Here is a 14,084-nt window from a genome sequence, read left to right as displayed (position 1 = left end):
CCTTTCACCACCATGAGCGTTGTCACCAACACGACCACCATCGGCGCGATCGAACTGCCGAGCCGCCGCAACACCGAGCTGGCGCTGCTGGCGTTCGCCGTCGTCATCCCGGTGTTCGCGTACCTCAACGTGGGCCTGGCCATGGACGGCAAGGTCCCCACGGGCATGCTGGGGTACGGCATCGGGCTCGGTCTGCTGGCGGGCGTGGCCCACTTGGTGGTGCGCAAGTTCGCCAAGTACGCGGACCCGCTGCTGCTGCCGCTGGCGACGCTCCTGAACGGTCTGGGCCTGGTGCTGATCTGGCGTCTGGACCAGTCGCCGCGGCTGATCCAGCGGGCGCAGAACGCGTGGGGCTCGTTCAGCCCGGACGCGCCCAAGCAGCTGCTGTACTCGGCGATCGGCATCGCGCTGTTCGTGGGTGTGCTGCTGCTGCTGAAGGACCACCGGATCCTGCAGCGCTTCACGTACATCTCGATGGCCGTGTCGCTGGTGCTGCTGATCCTCCCGATGTTCTTCCCGGCGCGCAACGGCGCGAAGATCTGGATCAGCCTGGGTCCGCTGAACCTGCAGCCCGGCGAGTTCGCGAAGATCATCATCGCGGTGTTCTTCTCGGGCTACCTGATGGTGAAGCGGGACGCGCTGGCGCTGGCCAGCCGCCGCTTCATGGGCCTGTACCTGCCCCGCGGGCGCGACCTGGGCCCGATCCTGGTCGTCTGGGGCATGTCGATCCTGATCCTGGTCTTCGAGACCGACCTGGGTACGTCGCTGCTGTTCTTCGGCCTCTTCGTGATCATGCTGTACGTGGCGACGGAGCGGACCAGCTGGATCGTCTTCGGCCTGCTGATGTCGGCGGCCGGCGCGGTCGGCGTGGCGTCCTTCGAGCCGCACGTGCAGCAGCGCGTGCAGTTCTGGCTGGACCCGTTCGGCAAGGAGACGATGGCGCAGAGCGACCAGATCGCGCAGGCGCTGATGTCGTTCGGCTCGGGCGGCACGCTCGGCACGGGCCTGGGCCAGGGCAACTCGGACCTGATCGGCTTCGCGGCCAACGCGGACTTCATCCTCTCCACGGTCGGCGAGGAGCTGGGCCTGGCCGGGATGATGGCGTTCCTGCTGCTGTACGGCCTGATCGTCGAGCGGGGCATCCGTACGGCGCTGGCGGCGCGGGACCCGTTCGGCAAGCTGCTGGCGATCGGCCTGTCGGGCGCGTTCGCGATCCAGGTGTTCGTCGTCGCGGGCGGTGTGATGGGCCTGATCCCGCTGACCGGCATGACCATGCCGTTCGTCGCGTACGGCGGTTCCTCGGTGCTGGCGAACTGGGCGCTGATCGGCATCCTGATCCGCATCAGTGACACCGCGCGCCGTCCCGCCCCCGCCCCCGCGCCGTCCCCGGACGCCGAGATGACCCAGGTGGTCCGCCCGTGAACAAGCCCCTTCGCAGAATCGCCGTCTTCTGCGGGCTGCTGGTCCTCGCGCTCCTGGTGCGCACCAACTGGCTGCAGTACGTGCAGGCGGAGGAGCTCAACTCCAAGGACAAGAACAGCCGGACCACGATCGAGCGGTACGCGAGCGAGCGCGGGAACATCATCGTCGACGGCAAGCCGATCACCGGCTCGGTCGACACCAAGGACACCCTGTACAAGTTCAAGCGCACCTACGTCGACGGCCCCATGTGGGCGCCGGTGACGGGGTACGCGTCGCAGGCCTACGACGCCACCCAGATCGAGAAGATCGAGGACGGCATCCTCACGGGCAACGACAACCGGCTCTTCTTCGACCGCACCCTGGCGATGTTCACGGGTGACAAGAAGAAGGGCGGCGACGTCATCACGACCCTGAACGGCGCCGCGCAGCGCGCCGCCTACGAGGGCCTGGGCAAGAAGAAGGGCGCGGTCGCGGCGATCGACCCGGCGACCGGCCGGATCCTGGCGCTGGCGTCCACCCCTTCGTACGACCCTTCGGCCTTCGCCGGGTACCACAACAAGGACGCGACGGCCTGGACGGCGCTGGAGAAGGACCCGGACAAGCCGAAGCTGAACCGCGCGCTGCGCGAGATCTACCCGCCCGGTTCGACGTTCAAGGTCGTCACGGCCGCGGCGGCGCTGGAGCACGGCAAGATCACCGACGTCGAGGCGGCGACGGACACGCCGGAGCCGTACATCCTTCCGACGACCAGCACGCCGATGGTGAACCACGCGTCGGGCTGCAAGAACGCGAGCCTGAAGAAGGCCCTGGAGGTCTCCTGCAACTCGGTGTTCGCCAAGCTCGGCGACGAGGTGGGCCGGGACGACATGCTGGAGACGGCGAAGAAGTTCGGCTTCACCGAGGAGCAGTTCGTGCCGGTGCGCGCGGTGGCCTCGGTGTACGACTCCAAGATGGACCGCCCGGGCAACGCGCTCTCCTCGATCGGACAGTTCAACACGGCGACCACCCCGCTGCAGATGGCGATGGTCACGGCGGCGATCGCCAACGACGGCAAGCTGATGAAGCCGTACATGATCGACCAGCTGCGGGCGCCGAACCTGGACGTGCTGCAGAAGACCGAGCCGGAGGAGATGAGCCGGCCGCTGTCGCAGAAGAACGCGCAGCTGCTCCAGCAGATGATGGAGAGCGTCGTCGAGAACGGCACGGGCTCCAGCGCGGCCATCGACGGCTTCAAGGTCGGCGGCAAGACGGGCACCGCGCAGCACGGCGAGCGCAACAGCAAGAACCCCTACGCCTGGTTCATCTCGTACGCCAGGACGGACGCCGGCTCCCCGGTCGCGGTGGCGGTCATCGTGGAGGACAGCGACGCGCGCCGGGACGACATCACCGGTGGCGGCCTGGCCGGGCCGATCGCCCACGACGTGATGAAGGCGGTCCTCGAGAGCAAGAAGTGACCCGTGGGCCCGTGTACCGGTCGGGTATCAGCTGACGGTCGCGCGCTGATCAGCGCGCGGTGCCCGGTAGCGTATGCGCGAACAGCACACCGCCGGACCACACACGGGTGCGGTCGGGACTGACGGAGAGGGCTGGAACAGTTATGGAAGAGCCGCGTCGCCTCGGCGGCCGGTACGAGCTGGGCTCGGTGCTCGGCCGCGGTGGCATGGCGGAGGTCTACCTCGCCCACGACACCAGGCTCGGCCGCACCGTCGCCGTGAAGACGCTGCGGGCCGATCTCGCCCGTGACCCGTCCTTCCAGGCCCGGTTCCGCCGTGAGGCCCAGTCGGCCGCCTCGCTCAACCACCCGGCGATCGTCGCGGTCTACGACACCGGCGAGGACTACGTCGACGGCGTCTCGATCCCGTACATCGTGATGGAGTACGTCGACGGGTCGACGCTGCGCGAGCTGCTGCACTCCGGGCGCAAGCTGCTGCCCGAGCGCACGCTGGAGATGACGGTCGGCATCCTGCAGGCGCTGGAGTACTCGCACCGCGCCGGCATCGTGCACCGCGACATCAAGCCGGCGAACGTCATGCTCACGCGCACCGGCCAGGTCAAGGTCATGGACTTCGGCATCGCCCGCGCCATGGGCGACTCCGGCATGACCATGACGCAGACCGCGGCCGTGATCGGCACCGCGCAGTACCTCTCGCCCGAGCAGGCCAAGGGCGAGCAGGTGGACGCCCGCTCGGACCTGTACTCGACGGGCTGCCTGCTGTACGAGCTGCTGACCGTGCGGCCGCCGTTCGTCGGCGACTCGCCGGTCGCGGTGGCGTACCAGCACGTGCGCGAGGAGCCGCAGCCGCCGAGCGTGTACGACCCCGAGATCACGCCGGAGATGGACGCCATCGTCCTGAAGGCGCTGGTCAAGGACCCGGACTACCGCTACCAGTCGGCCGACGAGATGCGGGCCGACATCGAGGCGTGCCTGGACGGGCAGCCGGTCGCCGCGACGGCCGCCCTGGGCGCCGTCGGCTACGGCGGCTACCCGCCGGAGGACCAGCCCACGACGGCGCTGCGCCAGGCGGACCACGCGGCCGGGCAGACGAGCATGCTGCCGCCCATGAACCCGGACGACGGGAGCTACGGGTACGACGAGCGTCCGGACCGGCGCCGCCAGAAGAAGTCGCACACGTCGACGATCCTGCTGGTGGTCGCGGGCATCCTGGTGCTGATCGGCGCGGTCCTGATCGGCCGGGCGGTGTTCGGCAGCACGGGCGACGACTCCAGCCAGGTCACCGTGCCGCAGCTGGTCGGCAAGACGCTGAAGCAGGCCCAGGGGCTCGCGACGAACGCGGGCGTCAAGGTCGCCACGTCGGGCACGGAGCGCTGCGACCAGCCCAAGGGCGCGATCTGCAGCCAGACCCCCTCGGCCGAGGGCGACGCCAAGATGAACGAGGGCGACACCGTGCAGGTCGTCGTCTCCGAGGGCGCCCCCAAGGTCAAGGTGCCGGACGTCACCGAGCAGTCCCTGGAGAAGGCCCGCAACAACCTGCAGTCGGCCGGCTTCAGCAACATCGAGGTGGAGCAGAAGGACTCGGACAAGGAGCCGGGCACCGTCCTGGGCCAGGACCCCGAGGGCAACACCGAGGTCGAGAAGGGCACCAAGGTCACGCTGACCGTCGCCAAGAAGGGCCAGCAGGACGTGCCCTCGGTCGAGGGCCAGGACTTCAACGCGGCGAAGGCGCAGCTGGAGGGCCTGGGCTTCAAGGTGGCCCGGGTCGACGTCGACTCGGACAAGCCGGCCAACCAGGTCGTCAAGCAGGACCCCAAGAGCGGCAAGGCCGACAAGGACTCCACGGTGACGCTGGAGGTCTCCAAGGGCCCCAAGCAGCAGGCGCAGGTGCCCAGCCTGTTCGGCAAGACGCTGGGCGAGGCGAAGCAGCTGCTCCAGCAGGCGGGGCTGCAGCTGGGCAACGTCGACGGTCCGAACGACGACAACGCGCGCGTGCTCACGCAGGACCCGCAGGGCGGCAGCCAGGCGCAGCCGAACCAGCAGGTCAACGTGAAGACGATGGGCGGCGGCGGCAACAACGGCGGGAACGGCCAGCAGGGCGGTGACAACGGCGGCAACACGGTCTTCGGACTGGACGGCCTCTCGCACCGCGAGCACGACTAGCACTCCGGCACCACGGACGGTCCGCGGCCGCTGCCCGCAGGGCTGCGGTACGTACGGGAGAGGGCCCCGGCACCTGATGGTGCCGGGGCCCTCTCCCGTACGTGGGGAACGTCTGTCGGCTCGCGTAAGCGGGAAGCGTCTGTCGGCTCCCGTACGCGGTACCGAGTCCGTCAGCGCAGTTCGGCGGGCGGGGTGCGGTCCTTGTCGACCTTCTCGGTGCGCACCAGCTCGCCCCACACGATGTAGCGGTAGTCCGAGGTGTACATGGGCGTGCAGGTCGTCAGGGTGATGTAGCGGCCCGGCTTGGTCCTGCCGGACTCCTTGGGGACCTGGTCCAGGACGTCCACGTTGTACTTGGAGGTCTCGGGGAGCGTCTCGTAGACCTTGTAGACGTACCAGGTGTCCTTGGTCTCGAAGACGATCGGGTCGCCGTCCTTGAGCTTGTGGATGTTGTGGAACTTGGCGCCGTGGCCGTCGCGGTGCGCGGCCAGGGTGAAGTTGCCCTTGAGGTCCTGGGGGAGCGCGGACTTGACCGGCTTCTCGTAGTAGCCGGCGACGCCGCCGTTGAGGGTCTTGGCGTCGGTGCCGCGCTTGACCAGCACCTCGCCGTTCTTCATGGCGGGTACGTGCAGGAAGCCGATGCCGTCCTTGGTGTCCAGGGCGCCGGGGCCGCCGGCCCAGCGGTCGCGGACCTGGTCGCCCTGGCGGTCGGCCTGCCGGTCGGCGAGGACGTTGGTCCACCACAGCGAGTAGACGACGAACAGGCCGAGCAGGACTCCCGCCGTGATCAGCAGCTCGCCGAAGACACTGATGGCGCCGGCGATCCGGCTCCGCGCACGTGCTGCCACTGTCTGTCCCGTCTTCAGGTCTGGAGGGATCAGCTTACGAGCGCGGCCGGCTTGCCCTTGCTGCGCGGACGTTCGTCCACCAGCTTGCCCCACACGATCATGCGGTAGGTGCTGGTGAACTCCGGCGTGCAGGTGGTCAGCGTGAGGTAGCGGCCGGGCTTGGTGAAGCCCGAGCCCTCGGGCACGGGCGCGATCACGCTGACGTTCGACGGGGAGGTCTGCGGCAGGATGCTCTCCATCTCGTACGTGTAGTACGCGTCCCGCGTCTCCACCACGATCGGGTCACCCTTGGTCAGCCGGTTGATGTAGCGGAACGGCTCGCCGTGGGTGTTGCGGTGCCCGGCGACGGCGAAGTTGCCCTGCTTGGCGGAGGGCATCGCGGTCTTGAGGCCGCCCTCGGAGTAGTGGCCGACCATGCCCCGGTCGAGGACCTTCTCCTTGCTGATGCCCTCGGCGATCGGCACGACGACGTCCAGCTTGGGGATGTGCATGATGGCGAAGCCCTGGCCGGGCTCGAACGCCTCGGGGGTGCCGCTGCCCTTGGCCCAGTCGTCCTGGATCTGGTGGGTGGCCTTGTCGGCCTGCTGGCCGGCCCGGATGTTGGTCCACCACAGCTGGTAGGTGACGAAGAGCAGCATCACGACGCCGAAGGTGATGAACAGCTCGCCCACCACGCGGCTCATGACGACGCCCACGCTGTCCTTGCGGGCGCGGGCGGCCCTGCGGGCCTCGACCCGCGTCAGAGGCCGCTGGGGGGCCTCTGGGGGCCTCTGGGGCCGCTGGGGCGCTCTGCCTCGTCCGCCGCGCTTGCGGGCCGCCTTGCGGCGCTCGGCGCGTCCGGGGCCGGTCGGCAGCGGCTCACCGGCGGCGGGGACCGTGCGCAGCGCCATGGTGGCGTCGTCGGGCGTGTCGGCGGCCGGGTCGGCGAAGGGCTCGGGCGCGGGGCCGGCCGGGTCCGGGAAGGGCTCCGGGGACGGGCCGGGGGCGGCTTCCGTGCGGGGGCCGGGTATCCGCCCGCCGGGTGCGCCCGGGTCGGCGGGCGGGCCGGGTATCGGCGCGGTGTCGTCGGCGGCCGGCGCGGACTCCTGCTCCCCGGGCATGCCGGGGGAGCGGAACCACGGCGACTGGTGCTCCCCGCGCTGCCCCGGCGGCTCCGGGCGCAGCGCGGTCACGCGACGGCCTTGCCCACCACCGGCGCGAGTCCCGCGGACCGGTCCACGGCGCCGGTGTCCCCGCACTGCTCCAGCCAGTTGGCCAGCATCAGGTGGCCGTGCTCGGTCAGCACGGACTCGGGGTGGAACTGCACGCCCTCGACGGCCAGCTCGCGGTGGCGCAGGCCCATGATGATGCCGTCCTCGGTGCGCGCGGTGACCTCGAGGACGTCCGGCAGGGCGGCGGGTTCGGCGGCCAGCGAGTGGTACCGGGTGGCCGTGAAGGGCGAGGGCAGTCCGGCGAAGACGCCCTTGCCGCCGTGCACGACCGGGGACGTCTTGCCGTGCAGCAGTTCGGGGGCGCGGTCGACGACGCCGCCGTACGCCACGGCCATCGACTGCATGCCCAGGCAGACGCCGAAGACGGGGACGCCGGTGTCGGCGCAGTGGCGCACCATCTCGACGCAGATGCCGGCCTCTTCGGGGGTGCCGGGGCCGGGCGAGAGCAGGACGCCGTCGAAGCCGTCCTGGGCGTGCGCGAGGGAGACCTGGTCGTTGCGCACGACCTCGCACTCGGCACCGAGCTGGTAGAGGTACTGAACGAGGTTGAAGACGAAGCTGTCGTAGTTGTCGACGACGAGAATCCGAGAGCTCACTGGCCGTCCACCGTCACATCGTTGAACGGAAGCAGTGGCTCCGCCCAGGGGAACACGTACTGGAAGAGCACGTAGACGACCGCGAGCACCAGGACGAGCGAAATGAGGGCCTTCACCCACGCATTGCCCGGCAGGTGCCGCCAGATCCAGCCGTACATGACGCCTCGTGTCCCTTCCGTATCGTTACCGCACCAGACTAAGGGTCGGGGCCGACACTTGGGTCAGCTGTCCAAAGCTCGCGGCCTGCCCCGTGTCACGGGCTGGGTGGCGTCCAGGTGCGCCCACGCGATCAGCCGGTGGCTGCTGCCCCACTCGGGGTCGCAGGTCGTCAGGGTCAGATAGCGCCCGGGCCCGTCGAATCCGGACTTGCGCGGCACCGGGTCGATGACCGCGGTGTCACCGGGCACCGTGCGGTACGGCTTGCCGTCGACCCGGTAGGTGAACCACGTCGTGCCGTCGGTCAGCACGATCGGGTCGCCGGGGCGCAGCTCGGGGAAGTCCTTGAACGGGTCGCCGTAGGTGCGCCGGTGGCCGGCGACCGCGAAGTTGCCGGTCTGGCCGAGCCGGGCGGTGCCGGCGTAGTGCCCGAGGCCCTTCTGCAGGGTGGGTACCGCGGTGCCCTCCAGGACGGGCCAGTCCCAGCCCTTGCCGAAGCGGGGCACGTACATGACGGCGAAGGCCTTGCCGGACCGGTACGCGGGCGGGGGCGGCGCGGCCGGGGAGCCTCCGGCGGGCGGGGCGGAGGCGACGGGGCCGCGCGCCCACGCGTCCTGCAGCCCGCGGACCTGGTCGTCGGTGGCGCCGACGGCCTTCACTCCGGTCCAGAACAGTACGTACACCACGAACAGCACGATCAGGGCGCCGACGGTGATGCACAGCTCGCTGAACGTCCTGACGACCGCGCGCACCGACATCGGCTCCCCCAACGGTTTCCCCGGGCGGCTGGCTCACCGGCTTCGCGGGGCGGCTAGCCCACCGGCTTCGCGTAGTGGAGATCCACTGTGCCCGAGTAGCCGGGGAGAGTCATCGCCCGGTGCTCGTCGACTTTCCAGCCGAGCCCGTACGCCTTCACGTACAGCTGGTAGTTCTGCAGGGCGGGCGACGCGCCGAGCGCCTTCTGCAGCGCGCCGGTTCCGCCGACCGCGGTGATCTTGTACGGCGGCGAGTAGACGCGGCCCTGGAGGATCAGCGTGTTGCCGACGCAGCGGACGGCGCTGGTGGAGATCAGGCGCTGGTCCATGACCTGGATGCCCTGGGCGCCGCCCTTCCACAGGGCGTTCACGACGGCCTGGAGGTCCTGCTGGTGGATGACCAGGTCGTTGGCCTGCGGCTCGGGGTAGCCGGGGGCGGCCTGGGCGCCGGGCGGGGCGTCGTTGAGGGTGACGGTGAGGCCCTCGCCCTTCAGGGGCGTGGTGCCCGCGGTCCGCTCCAGCGCGCCGAGCTTCTCGTCCTCGGCCTTGGTGGAGCCGTCGTCGCGCCGGGCGAGCGCGTCGACGTCGCCGCGCACGGCCGCGGTGGACTCCTCCAGGCCGGCGTTCTTGCCGCTGCGCTCCTGGATGAGGTCGGAGAGCTTCAGCAGGGAGGCGTCGGTGCGGATGTTGGTGCCCTTGGCCGTGTTGAAGCTCGTCACGAAGATCAGCCCGGCGAGGGCGAAGACGGCGGCCGTGAGGACCCGGACGGGCCTCCACCGGGTGGTGCGCGCGGGTCCGGACGGGGAGTCGGCAGAATTGCTCAACGTACCCTGCTCTCCTCAGACGCCGCGGAAGCACTACGCTAACGGACGCCCGGGGGAGGTCACGGTCCCCCTCGCCCCCGCCGGGGCGCCAGCCACAGTTCCCTGCGCGGTCACGCAGCGCATCGACAGGAGAGTCCCTCGTGCCGAAGTCACGTATCCGCAAGAAGGCCGACTTCACGCCGCCGCCGGCGACGACGAAGCAGGCGACCAGCATCAAGCTCGGCAACCGCAGCTGGGTCGCCCCGGTGATGCTGGCACTGTTCCTGGTCGGCCTGGCGTGGATCGTGGTCTTCTACGTCACCGACGGCTCGCTGCCGATCAAGTCGATCCGCAACTGGAACATCGTGGTCGGCTTCGGCTTCATCGCGGGCGGCTTCGGCGTCTCCACCCAGTGGAAGTAGCTGCTCCGCACCCCGCACGTCAAGTTCTGCCCTGAGTTATCCACAGCGTTGTCCACACTGGGGAAAAGGTCAGACGATCTGTGGATAACTCGCATCGTGTTGACGCCGATGTGACTGCGGGACCTTTGGCCCACCAGCCTTCGCCCCTTGTCCCTGCTGGGGAAACCCACGCCGGGGACAAGGGGCACTGCTGTTCCCCACAGGGTGCGCACAATCCGGCACCCGCTGTGGACAACGGTGGGGAAAGCTTGTGCACAACCGGTCTCAGGTGAGCGGGACCGGTACCGCGCCGCACAGCGCCGGGCCGGCGGCCCGGCCGCCGTCTCAGGTGAGCGCGGCCGTCCGGGCCAGGACCACCACCAGGATCACCACGGCCGTCACCGCGAAGGTCCCGGCCTGCACCAGCGCGCGCTTCTCGCGGGGCGCGGGCAGCAGGATGCCGAAGGCCATGGCGCCGCCCGCGACCAGGCCGCCGATGTGCGCCTGCCAGGAGATCCCGGGCGTCATGAACGTGATGAGCAGGTTCACCGCGAGGATCGCGATCAGCGGGCGCATGTCGTAGCGCATCCGCCGCATCAGCACCGCCGTGGCGCCGAACAGGCCGAATACCGCGCCCGACGCGCCGAGCGTGAACGAGTTGGGGTCGGCGAAGAGGTAGACGCAGGCGCTGCCCGCCAGACCCGACAGCAGGTACAGCGCCAGGAACCGGAGCCGGCCCAGCTGGGCCTCCAGCGGCCCGCCCAGCCACCACAGGCTGAGCATGTTGAACCCGATGTGCCAGACCTCCTGGTGCAGGAACATCGAGGTCACCAGGCGGTACCACTGGCCGGCCGCCACGCCCTCGGTCACGAACCGCGGCGGCAGCGGCCATCCGCCCAGCATCGCCAGGTCGCTGACCAGCCGGTTGCCCTGCGCCATGACCGCGATGAAGACCAGCACGTTGGCACCGATCAGCAGCTTGGTCAGCAGTCTGGGGTCGCCCTTGGTGACCGCCGAGCCCGCGACCGTGCGCGGCTGGTTCGCCGTCGGGGCGTGCCCGGTGCCCGAACCGTCCCGTACGCACTCGGGGCACTGGAATCCCACGGAGGCGCTGACCATGCACTCCGGGCAGATCGGCCGCTCGCAGCGGGTGCAGCGAATGCCGGTCTCCACCTCGGGATGCCGGTAGCAGGTCTGGTCCATGGGGTCCCTTCCTGGCCGTGCTCAACACACCGCCCCGCCCATCCTGACGGACGGGCGGGGCGAAAAGTTTCCCCCGGCGCGCGCGCCGGGCGGGTGTGTCAGCGGGTCTCGACGACGACCGACTCGATCACCACGTCCTGGACCGGACGGTCCGTGCGCGGGTTGGTCTGCGCCGCGGCGATCGCGTCGACGACCTTCTTGCCGGCGTCGTTGCTGACCTCGCCGAAGATGGTGTGCTTGCGGGTCAGCCACGCGGTGGGGGCCACCGTGATGAAGAACTGCGAGCCGTTGGTGCCCGGCCCGGCGTTGGCCATCGCCAGCAGGTACGGCTTGTCGAAGGCGAGCTCCGGGTGGAACTCGTCCGCGAACTTGTAGCCCGGGCCGCCGGTGCCGTTGCCCAGCGGGTCGCCGCCCTGGATCATGAAGCCGCTGATGACGCGGTGGAAGACCGTGCCGTCGTAGAGCTTGTCCGTGGACTTCTTGCCGGTCTGGGGGTGCACCCACTCGCGCTCGCCCTGGGCGAGTTCCACGAAGTTGGCGACGGTCTTCGGCGCGTGGTTCGGCAGCAACCGGATCTCGATGTCGCCGTGGTTCGTCTTCAGGGTGGCGTAAAGCTGCTCGGCCACGATCCTGCCTTCCGTAAGTCTGCTCTGACGTTTCCCGATCCTCGCACGGAACAGGCGACTACGGATAAAGGCGGGTCAGTCGTCCCGGTATGGGAGCGCGCGGAGGCGAACCGTGGCATCGTCGACGGGAGCTCTCCTTGCCCCGCGAACCACGCCCTTGCGGCGGATTGCCCCGTATGCCCGGTTGCGCATGCCGGATCGGGCGCCGACAGGCATGATCTCGAAAAGGGTGGATAGGCGAATTCACGACCCCGCCACCGAGGAGGAGGATCCTGTGACCCGCATCGACAGCGTGCGCGCCGCCGCGGACTCGGCGAAGGACAGCGTGCTGCACGCCGCGGAAGTGGTGGCGCCCTACGCAGGCACGGCCAAGGACCAGGCTGCGCAGTACGCGCACGAGGCCCGCGTACGGCTCGCGCCCAAGGTCTCCAAGGCCGCCCATCAAGCACGGCACCAGGCACGTGTTCAGTACGGCGCCCACGTGGCGCCGCATGTTCCCCCGAGGGTCGACGAGGCCGCGCATCGTGCCGCGGTCCGGACCCGCAGGGCCGCGCGGCAGGCCGCTGACTACACGGTGCCGCGTGTCGAGCAGGCCGTCGCGGCTGCTGCGCCCGTGAGGGACGAGGCCGTGGCCCGCTCCGCCGCCGCTCTGGCCGCGCTGCGCGGTCAGGTGACGGCCAAGGAAGTTCAGAAGATCGTCAGGAAGCACGAGCGTCGGGCCAGGGCCGGACGCCTCGCCAAGGGCCTCGCGGTCCTGGGCGTTCTGGCGGGCGGCGCCTTCGCCGCCTGGAAGTGGTGGGACAAGCAGGCCAACCCGGACTGGCTGGTCGAGCCGCCGGCTCCCACCGAGGTCTCCGACCGGACTCCACTGACCTCCGTCGACGGCACTGGCCACGAGGTCCTGGACCCGGAGGTGCAGGCCAAGCAGGCCGAGGCCGAGGCCGCGGAGGGCGACGAGCGTCGCTGACCGCAGGCCGTACCGCGTAGGTCACGGTCACGGGCGTCGGGAGACCTGGAGCTCCCGGCGCCCTACGCGGCCGCGAGCACCTGGTCGGTGAGGACGGTGTCGAGCGGCGCCGCGGCCGACAGGTGGCGCGACGAGGGCGAGGAGCCGTGCGCCTCCGCGCCGATGCGCTGCTTGATCGTGGGCGGCAGCGACCGGTCGCGCACCACTCCCGCGTACGAGGCTTCCCGCTGGACGGGCACCTCCGCCCGGACGGCGGTGGCGACGGCGTCGGCCGCGCCCTCCGTGCTCTGGGCGGCGGGGCGCTGGGCGGCGGTGGCGGAGGTCGCCAGGCCGAGCGGGGCGAGAACGGCGAGCAGCAGCGTGATGAAGGCGGTCCAGAACGTCTTGACCTTGGTGGCCATGACCCCTCGCTTTCGGGTTCGGGTCGCGCTCCGGGGCGGAGCGATCTACATACCTTCCTCATGATGTGTACGCATTCGGGGATTTCCGGGAGCGACGCAACCGCTGCGCAGATCTTCTGATGAACACCACTCGGCTGGCCCAATCCCCCGCGTCCCGGCCCGCCCAGGACGCGAAAATGCCCTCCGAAGCTGCGTTCCCGCAGGTTCGGAGGGCATTTTTTCGCTGTGGAGCCTAGGGGAGTCGAACCCCTGACATCTGCCATGCAAAGACAGCGCTCTACCAACTGAGCTAAGGCCCCTGGCCGCAGACCAGAGTACCCGGTCACCCCGGGGATCCCGCAAAAGGATTGGGACTCCCGGTGGACGACCACTCTCCGTAAGATGCACGACTAGGTTCGCAGCAGCGAACCGAAGCGATGGGGAGACGCAATGGATGCAGCACAGCAGGAAGCCACGGCGAGAGCGAGAGAACTTCAACGCAGTTGGTACGGCGAGCCGTTGGGGGCGCTCTTCCGTCGGCTCATCGACGACCTGGGCCTCAACCAGGCCCGGCTCGCCGCGGTGCTCGGGCTGTCGGCGCCCATGCTGTCCCAGCTGATGAGCGGTCAGCGCGCGAAGATCGGCAACCCGGCCGTGGTCCAGCGCGTACAGGCCCTCCAGGAGCTCGCGGGCCAGGTCGCCGACGGCAGCGCAAGCGCCGCCGAGGCCACGGACCGCATGGACGAGATCAAGAAGTCCCAGGGCGGCTCCGTCCTGACGGCTCCGAGCCAGACCACCACCAGCACCGGGGCGCCGACCGTACGGCGCGTGGTCCGCGAGATCCAGTCGCTGCTGCGCTCGGTCGCGGCGGCGGGCGACATCATCGACGCCGCCGACTCCCTCGCCCCCACCCATCCCGAACTGGCAGAGTTCCTCCGGGTGTACGGCGCCGGGCGCACCGCGGACGCGGTCGCCCACTACGAGTCGCACCAGAACTGATCCGCGGCCGGGTCCGCGGCCGGCCCCCACGCCGGATCCGCGGCCGACCGGAGCACGAGCGGTCAGGACCGTACGCGCGGTCCTGACGGTACGGGCGGCAC

At 70.1% G+C, this 14,084-nt stretch carries 15 protein-coding genes and 1 tRNA gene; 6 read left to right on the top strand and 10 right to left on the bottom strand.

What is annotated here, in order from left to right; genetic code table 11:
* Positions 1–12 precede the first annotated feature (12 nt).
* The 3 genes from ABT160_RS08850 to pknB all read left to right on the top strand — a co-directional run bounded on the left by ABT160_RS08850 (position 13) and on the right by pknB (position 5,038).
* The gene (locus tag ABT160_RS08850; protein WP_351645362.1) at positions 13–1,422 is read left to right on the top strand and encodes an FtsW/RodA/SpoVE family cell cycle protein; all 1,410 of its coding nucleotides are present in this window, start codon (positions 13–15) and stop codon (positions 1,420–1,422) included.
* Complete coding sequence (locus ABT160_RS08845) at positions 1,419–2,876, top strand: peptidoglycan D,D-transpeptidase FtsI family protein (RefSeq protein ID WP_351645361.1); 1,458 nt, start codon at positions 1,419–1,421, stop codon at positions 2,874–2,876. The genes ABT160_RS08850 and ABT160_RS08845 overlap by 4 nt, the downstream gene beginning before the upstream one ends.
* Positions 2,877–3,019: 143 nt before the next feature.
* Positions 3,020–5,038, top strand: a complete 2,019-nt coding sequence (pknB, locus tag ABT160_RS08840) for a Stk1 family PASTA domain-containing Ser/Thr kinase (protein WP_351645358.1) — start codon at positions 3,020–3,022, stop codon at positions 5,036–5,038.
* 170 nt (positions 5,039–5,208) lie between these two features.
* Here the strand turns inward: pknB and ABT160_RS08835 are convergent, their stop codons facing one another.
* From ABT160_RS08835 to ABT160_RS08810, 6 genes are all read right to left on the bottom strand, one after another.
* Positions 5,209–5,886: a class E sortase gene (locus ABT160_RS08835; RefSeq protein ID WP_351645356.1), complete on the bottom strand. Its 678-nt coding sequence runs from the start codon at positions 5,884–5,886 to the stop codon at positions 5,209–5,211.
* A 29-nt stretch (positions 5,887–5,915) separates the two neighbouring features.
* Positions 5,916–6,986 (bottom strand): class E sortase, encoded by a 1,071-nt coding sequence (locus ABT160_RS08830; protein WP_502984186.1) that lies wholly within the window; start codon positions 6,984–6,986, stop codon positions 5,916–5,918.
* Positions 6,987–7,054: 68 nt separating this feature from the next.
* Entirely contained in the window at positions 7,055–7,693 is a 639-nt protein-coding gene (locus ABT160_RS08825; RefSeq protein WP_351645351.1) for an aminodeoxychorismate/anthranilate synthase component II, read from the bottom strand.
* Complete coding sequence (locus ABT160_RS08820) at positions 7,690–7,851, bottom strand: hypothetical protein (RefSeq protein WP_351645349.1); 162 nt, start codon at positions 7,849–7,851, stop codon at positions 7,690–7,692. Before ABT160_RS08820 ends, ABT160_RS08825 begins: the two co-directional genes overlap by 4 nt.
* A 63-nt stretch (positions 7,852–7,914) precedes the next feature.
* On the bottom strand, positions 7,915–8,607 hold the full coding sequence (locus tag ABT160_RS08815) for a class E sortase (protein WP_351645346.1): 693 nt from the start codon (positions 8,605–8,607) through the stop codon (positions 7,915–7,917).
* A gap of 53 nt (positions 8,608–8,660) precedes the next feature.
* Positions 8,661–9,428 carry a DUF881 domain-containing protein gene (locus tag ABT160_RS08810; RefSeq protein WP_351645344.1) on the bottom strand — a complete coding sequence of 256 codons (768 nt, stop codon included), beginning with the start codon at positions 9,426–9,428 and terminating at the stop codon, positions 8,661–8,663.
* A 140-nt stretch (positions 9,429–9,568) separates the two neighbouring features.
* Between ABT160_RS08810 and crgA the strand changes: the two genes are divergently transcribed.
* Positions 9,569–9,829 (top strand): cell division protein CrgA, encoded by a 261-nt coding sequence (gene crgA, locus ABT160_RS08805; protein WP_351645342.1) that lies wholly within the window; start codon positions 9,569–9,571, stop codon positions 9,827–9,829.
* A 324-nt stretch (positions 9,830–10,153) separates the two neighbouring features.
* Here crgA and ABT160_RS08800 read toward each other — a convergent pair whose 3' ends face one another.
* Positions 10,154–11,011, bottom strand: coding sequence for a rhomboid family intramembrane serine protease (locus ABT160_RS08800; RefSeq protein WP_351645340.1), 858 nt, complete (start codon positions 11,009–11,011; stop codon positions 10,154–10,156).
* 98 nt (positions 11,012–11,109) lie between these two features.
* Entirely contained in the window at positions 11,110–11,637 is a 528-nt protein-coding gene (locus tag ABT160_RS08795; RefSeq protein WP_351645338.1) for a peptidylprolyl isomerase, read from the bottom strand.
* Between the two features lie 274 nt (positions 11,638–11,911).
* On the opposite strand from ABT160_RS08795, the gene ABT160_RS08790 reads away from it, so the two are divergent.
* Positions 11,912–12,604, top strand: coding sequence for a DUF5324 family protein (locus ABT160_RS08790; protein ID WP_351645336.1), 693 nt, complete (start codon positions 11,912–11,914; stop codon positions 12,602–12,604).
* A 62-nt stretch (positions 12,605–12,666) separates the two neighbouring features.
* Here ABT160_RS08790 and ABT160_RS08785 read toward each other — a convergent pair whose 3' ends face one another.
* Both ABT160_RS08785 and ABT160_RS08780 read right to left on the bottom strand, forming a co-directional pair.
* Positions 12,667–13,005 carry a DUF6344 domain-containing protein gene (locus ABT160_RS08785; protein WP_351645333.1) on the bottom strand — a complete coding sequence of 113 codons (339 nt, stop codon included), beginning with the start codon at positions 13,003–13,005 and terminating at the stop codon, positions 12,667–12,669.
* Between the two features lie 226 nt (positions 13,006–13,231).
* Positions 13,232–13,304, bottom strand: a tRNA-Ala gene (locus tag ABT160_RS08780).
* 130 nt (positions 13,305–13,434) lie between these two features.
* On the opposite strand from ABT160_RS08780, the gene ABT160_RS08775 reads away from it, so the two are divergent.
* Positions 13,435–13,983, top strand: coding sequence for a helix-turn-helix domain-containing protein (locus ABT160_RS08775; protein ID WP_351645330.1), 549 nt, complete (start codon positions 13,435–13,437; stop codon positions 13,981–13,983).
* Positions 13,984–14,084 lie beyond the last annotated feature (101 nt).

This window comes from Streptomyces sp. NPDC001941 (assembly GCF_040296945.1).
Taxonomy (GTDB): domain Bacteria; phylum Actinomycetota; class Actinomycetes; order Streptomycetales; family Streptomycetaceae; genus Streptomyces.
Note: the sequence above shows the minus strand (reverse complement) of the source record. Positions and strands in the feature narration are given on the sequence as shown.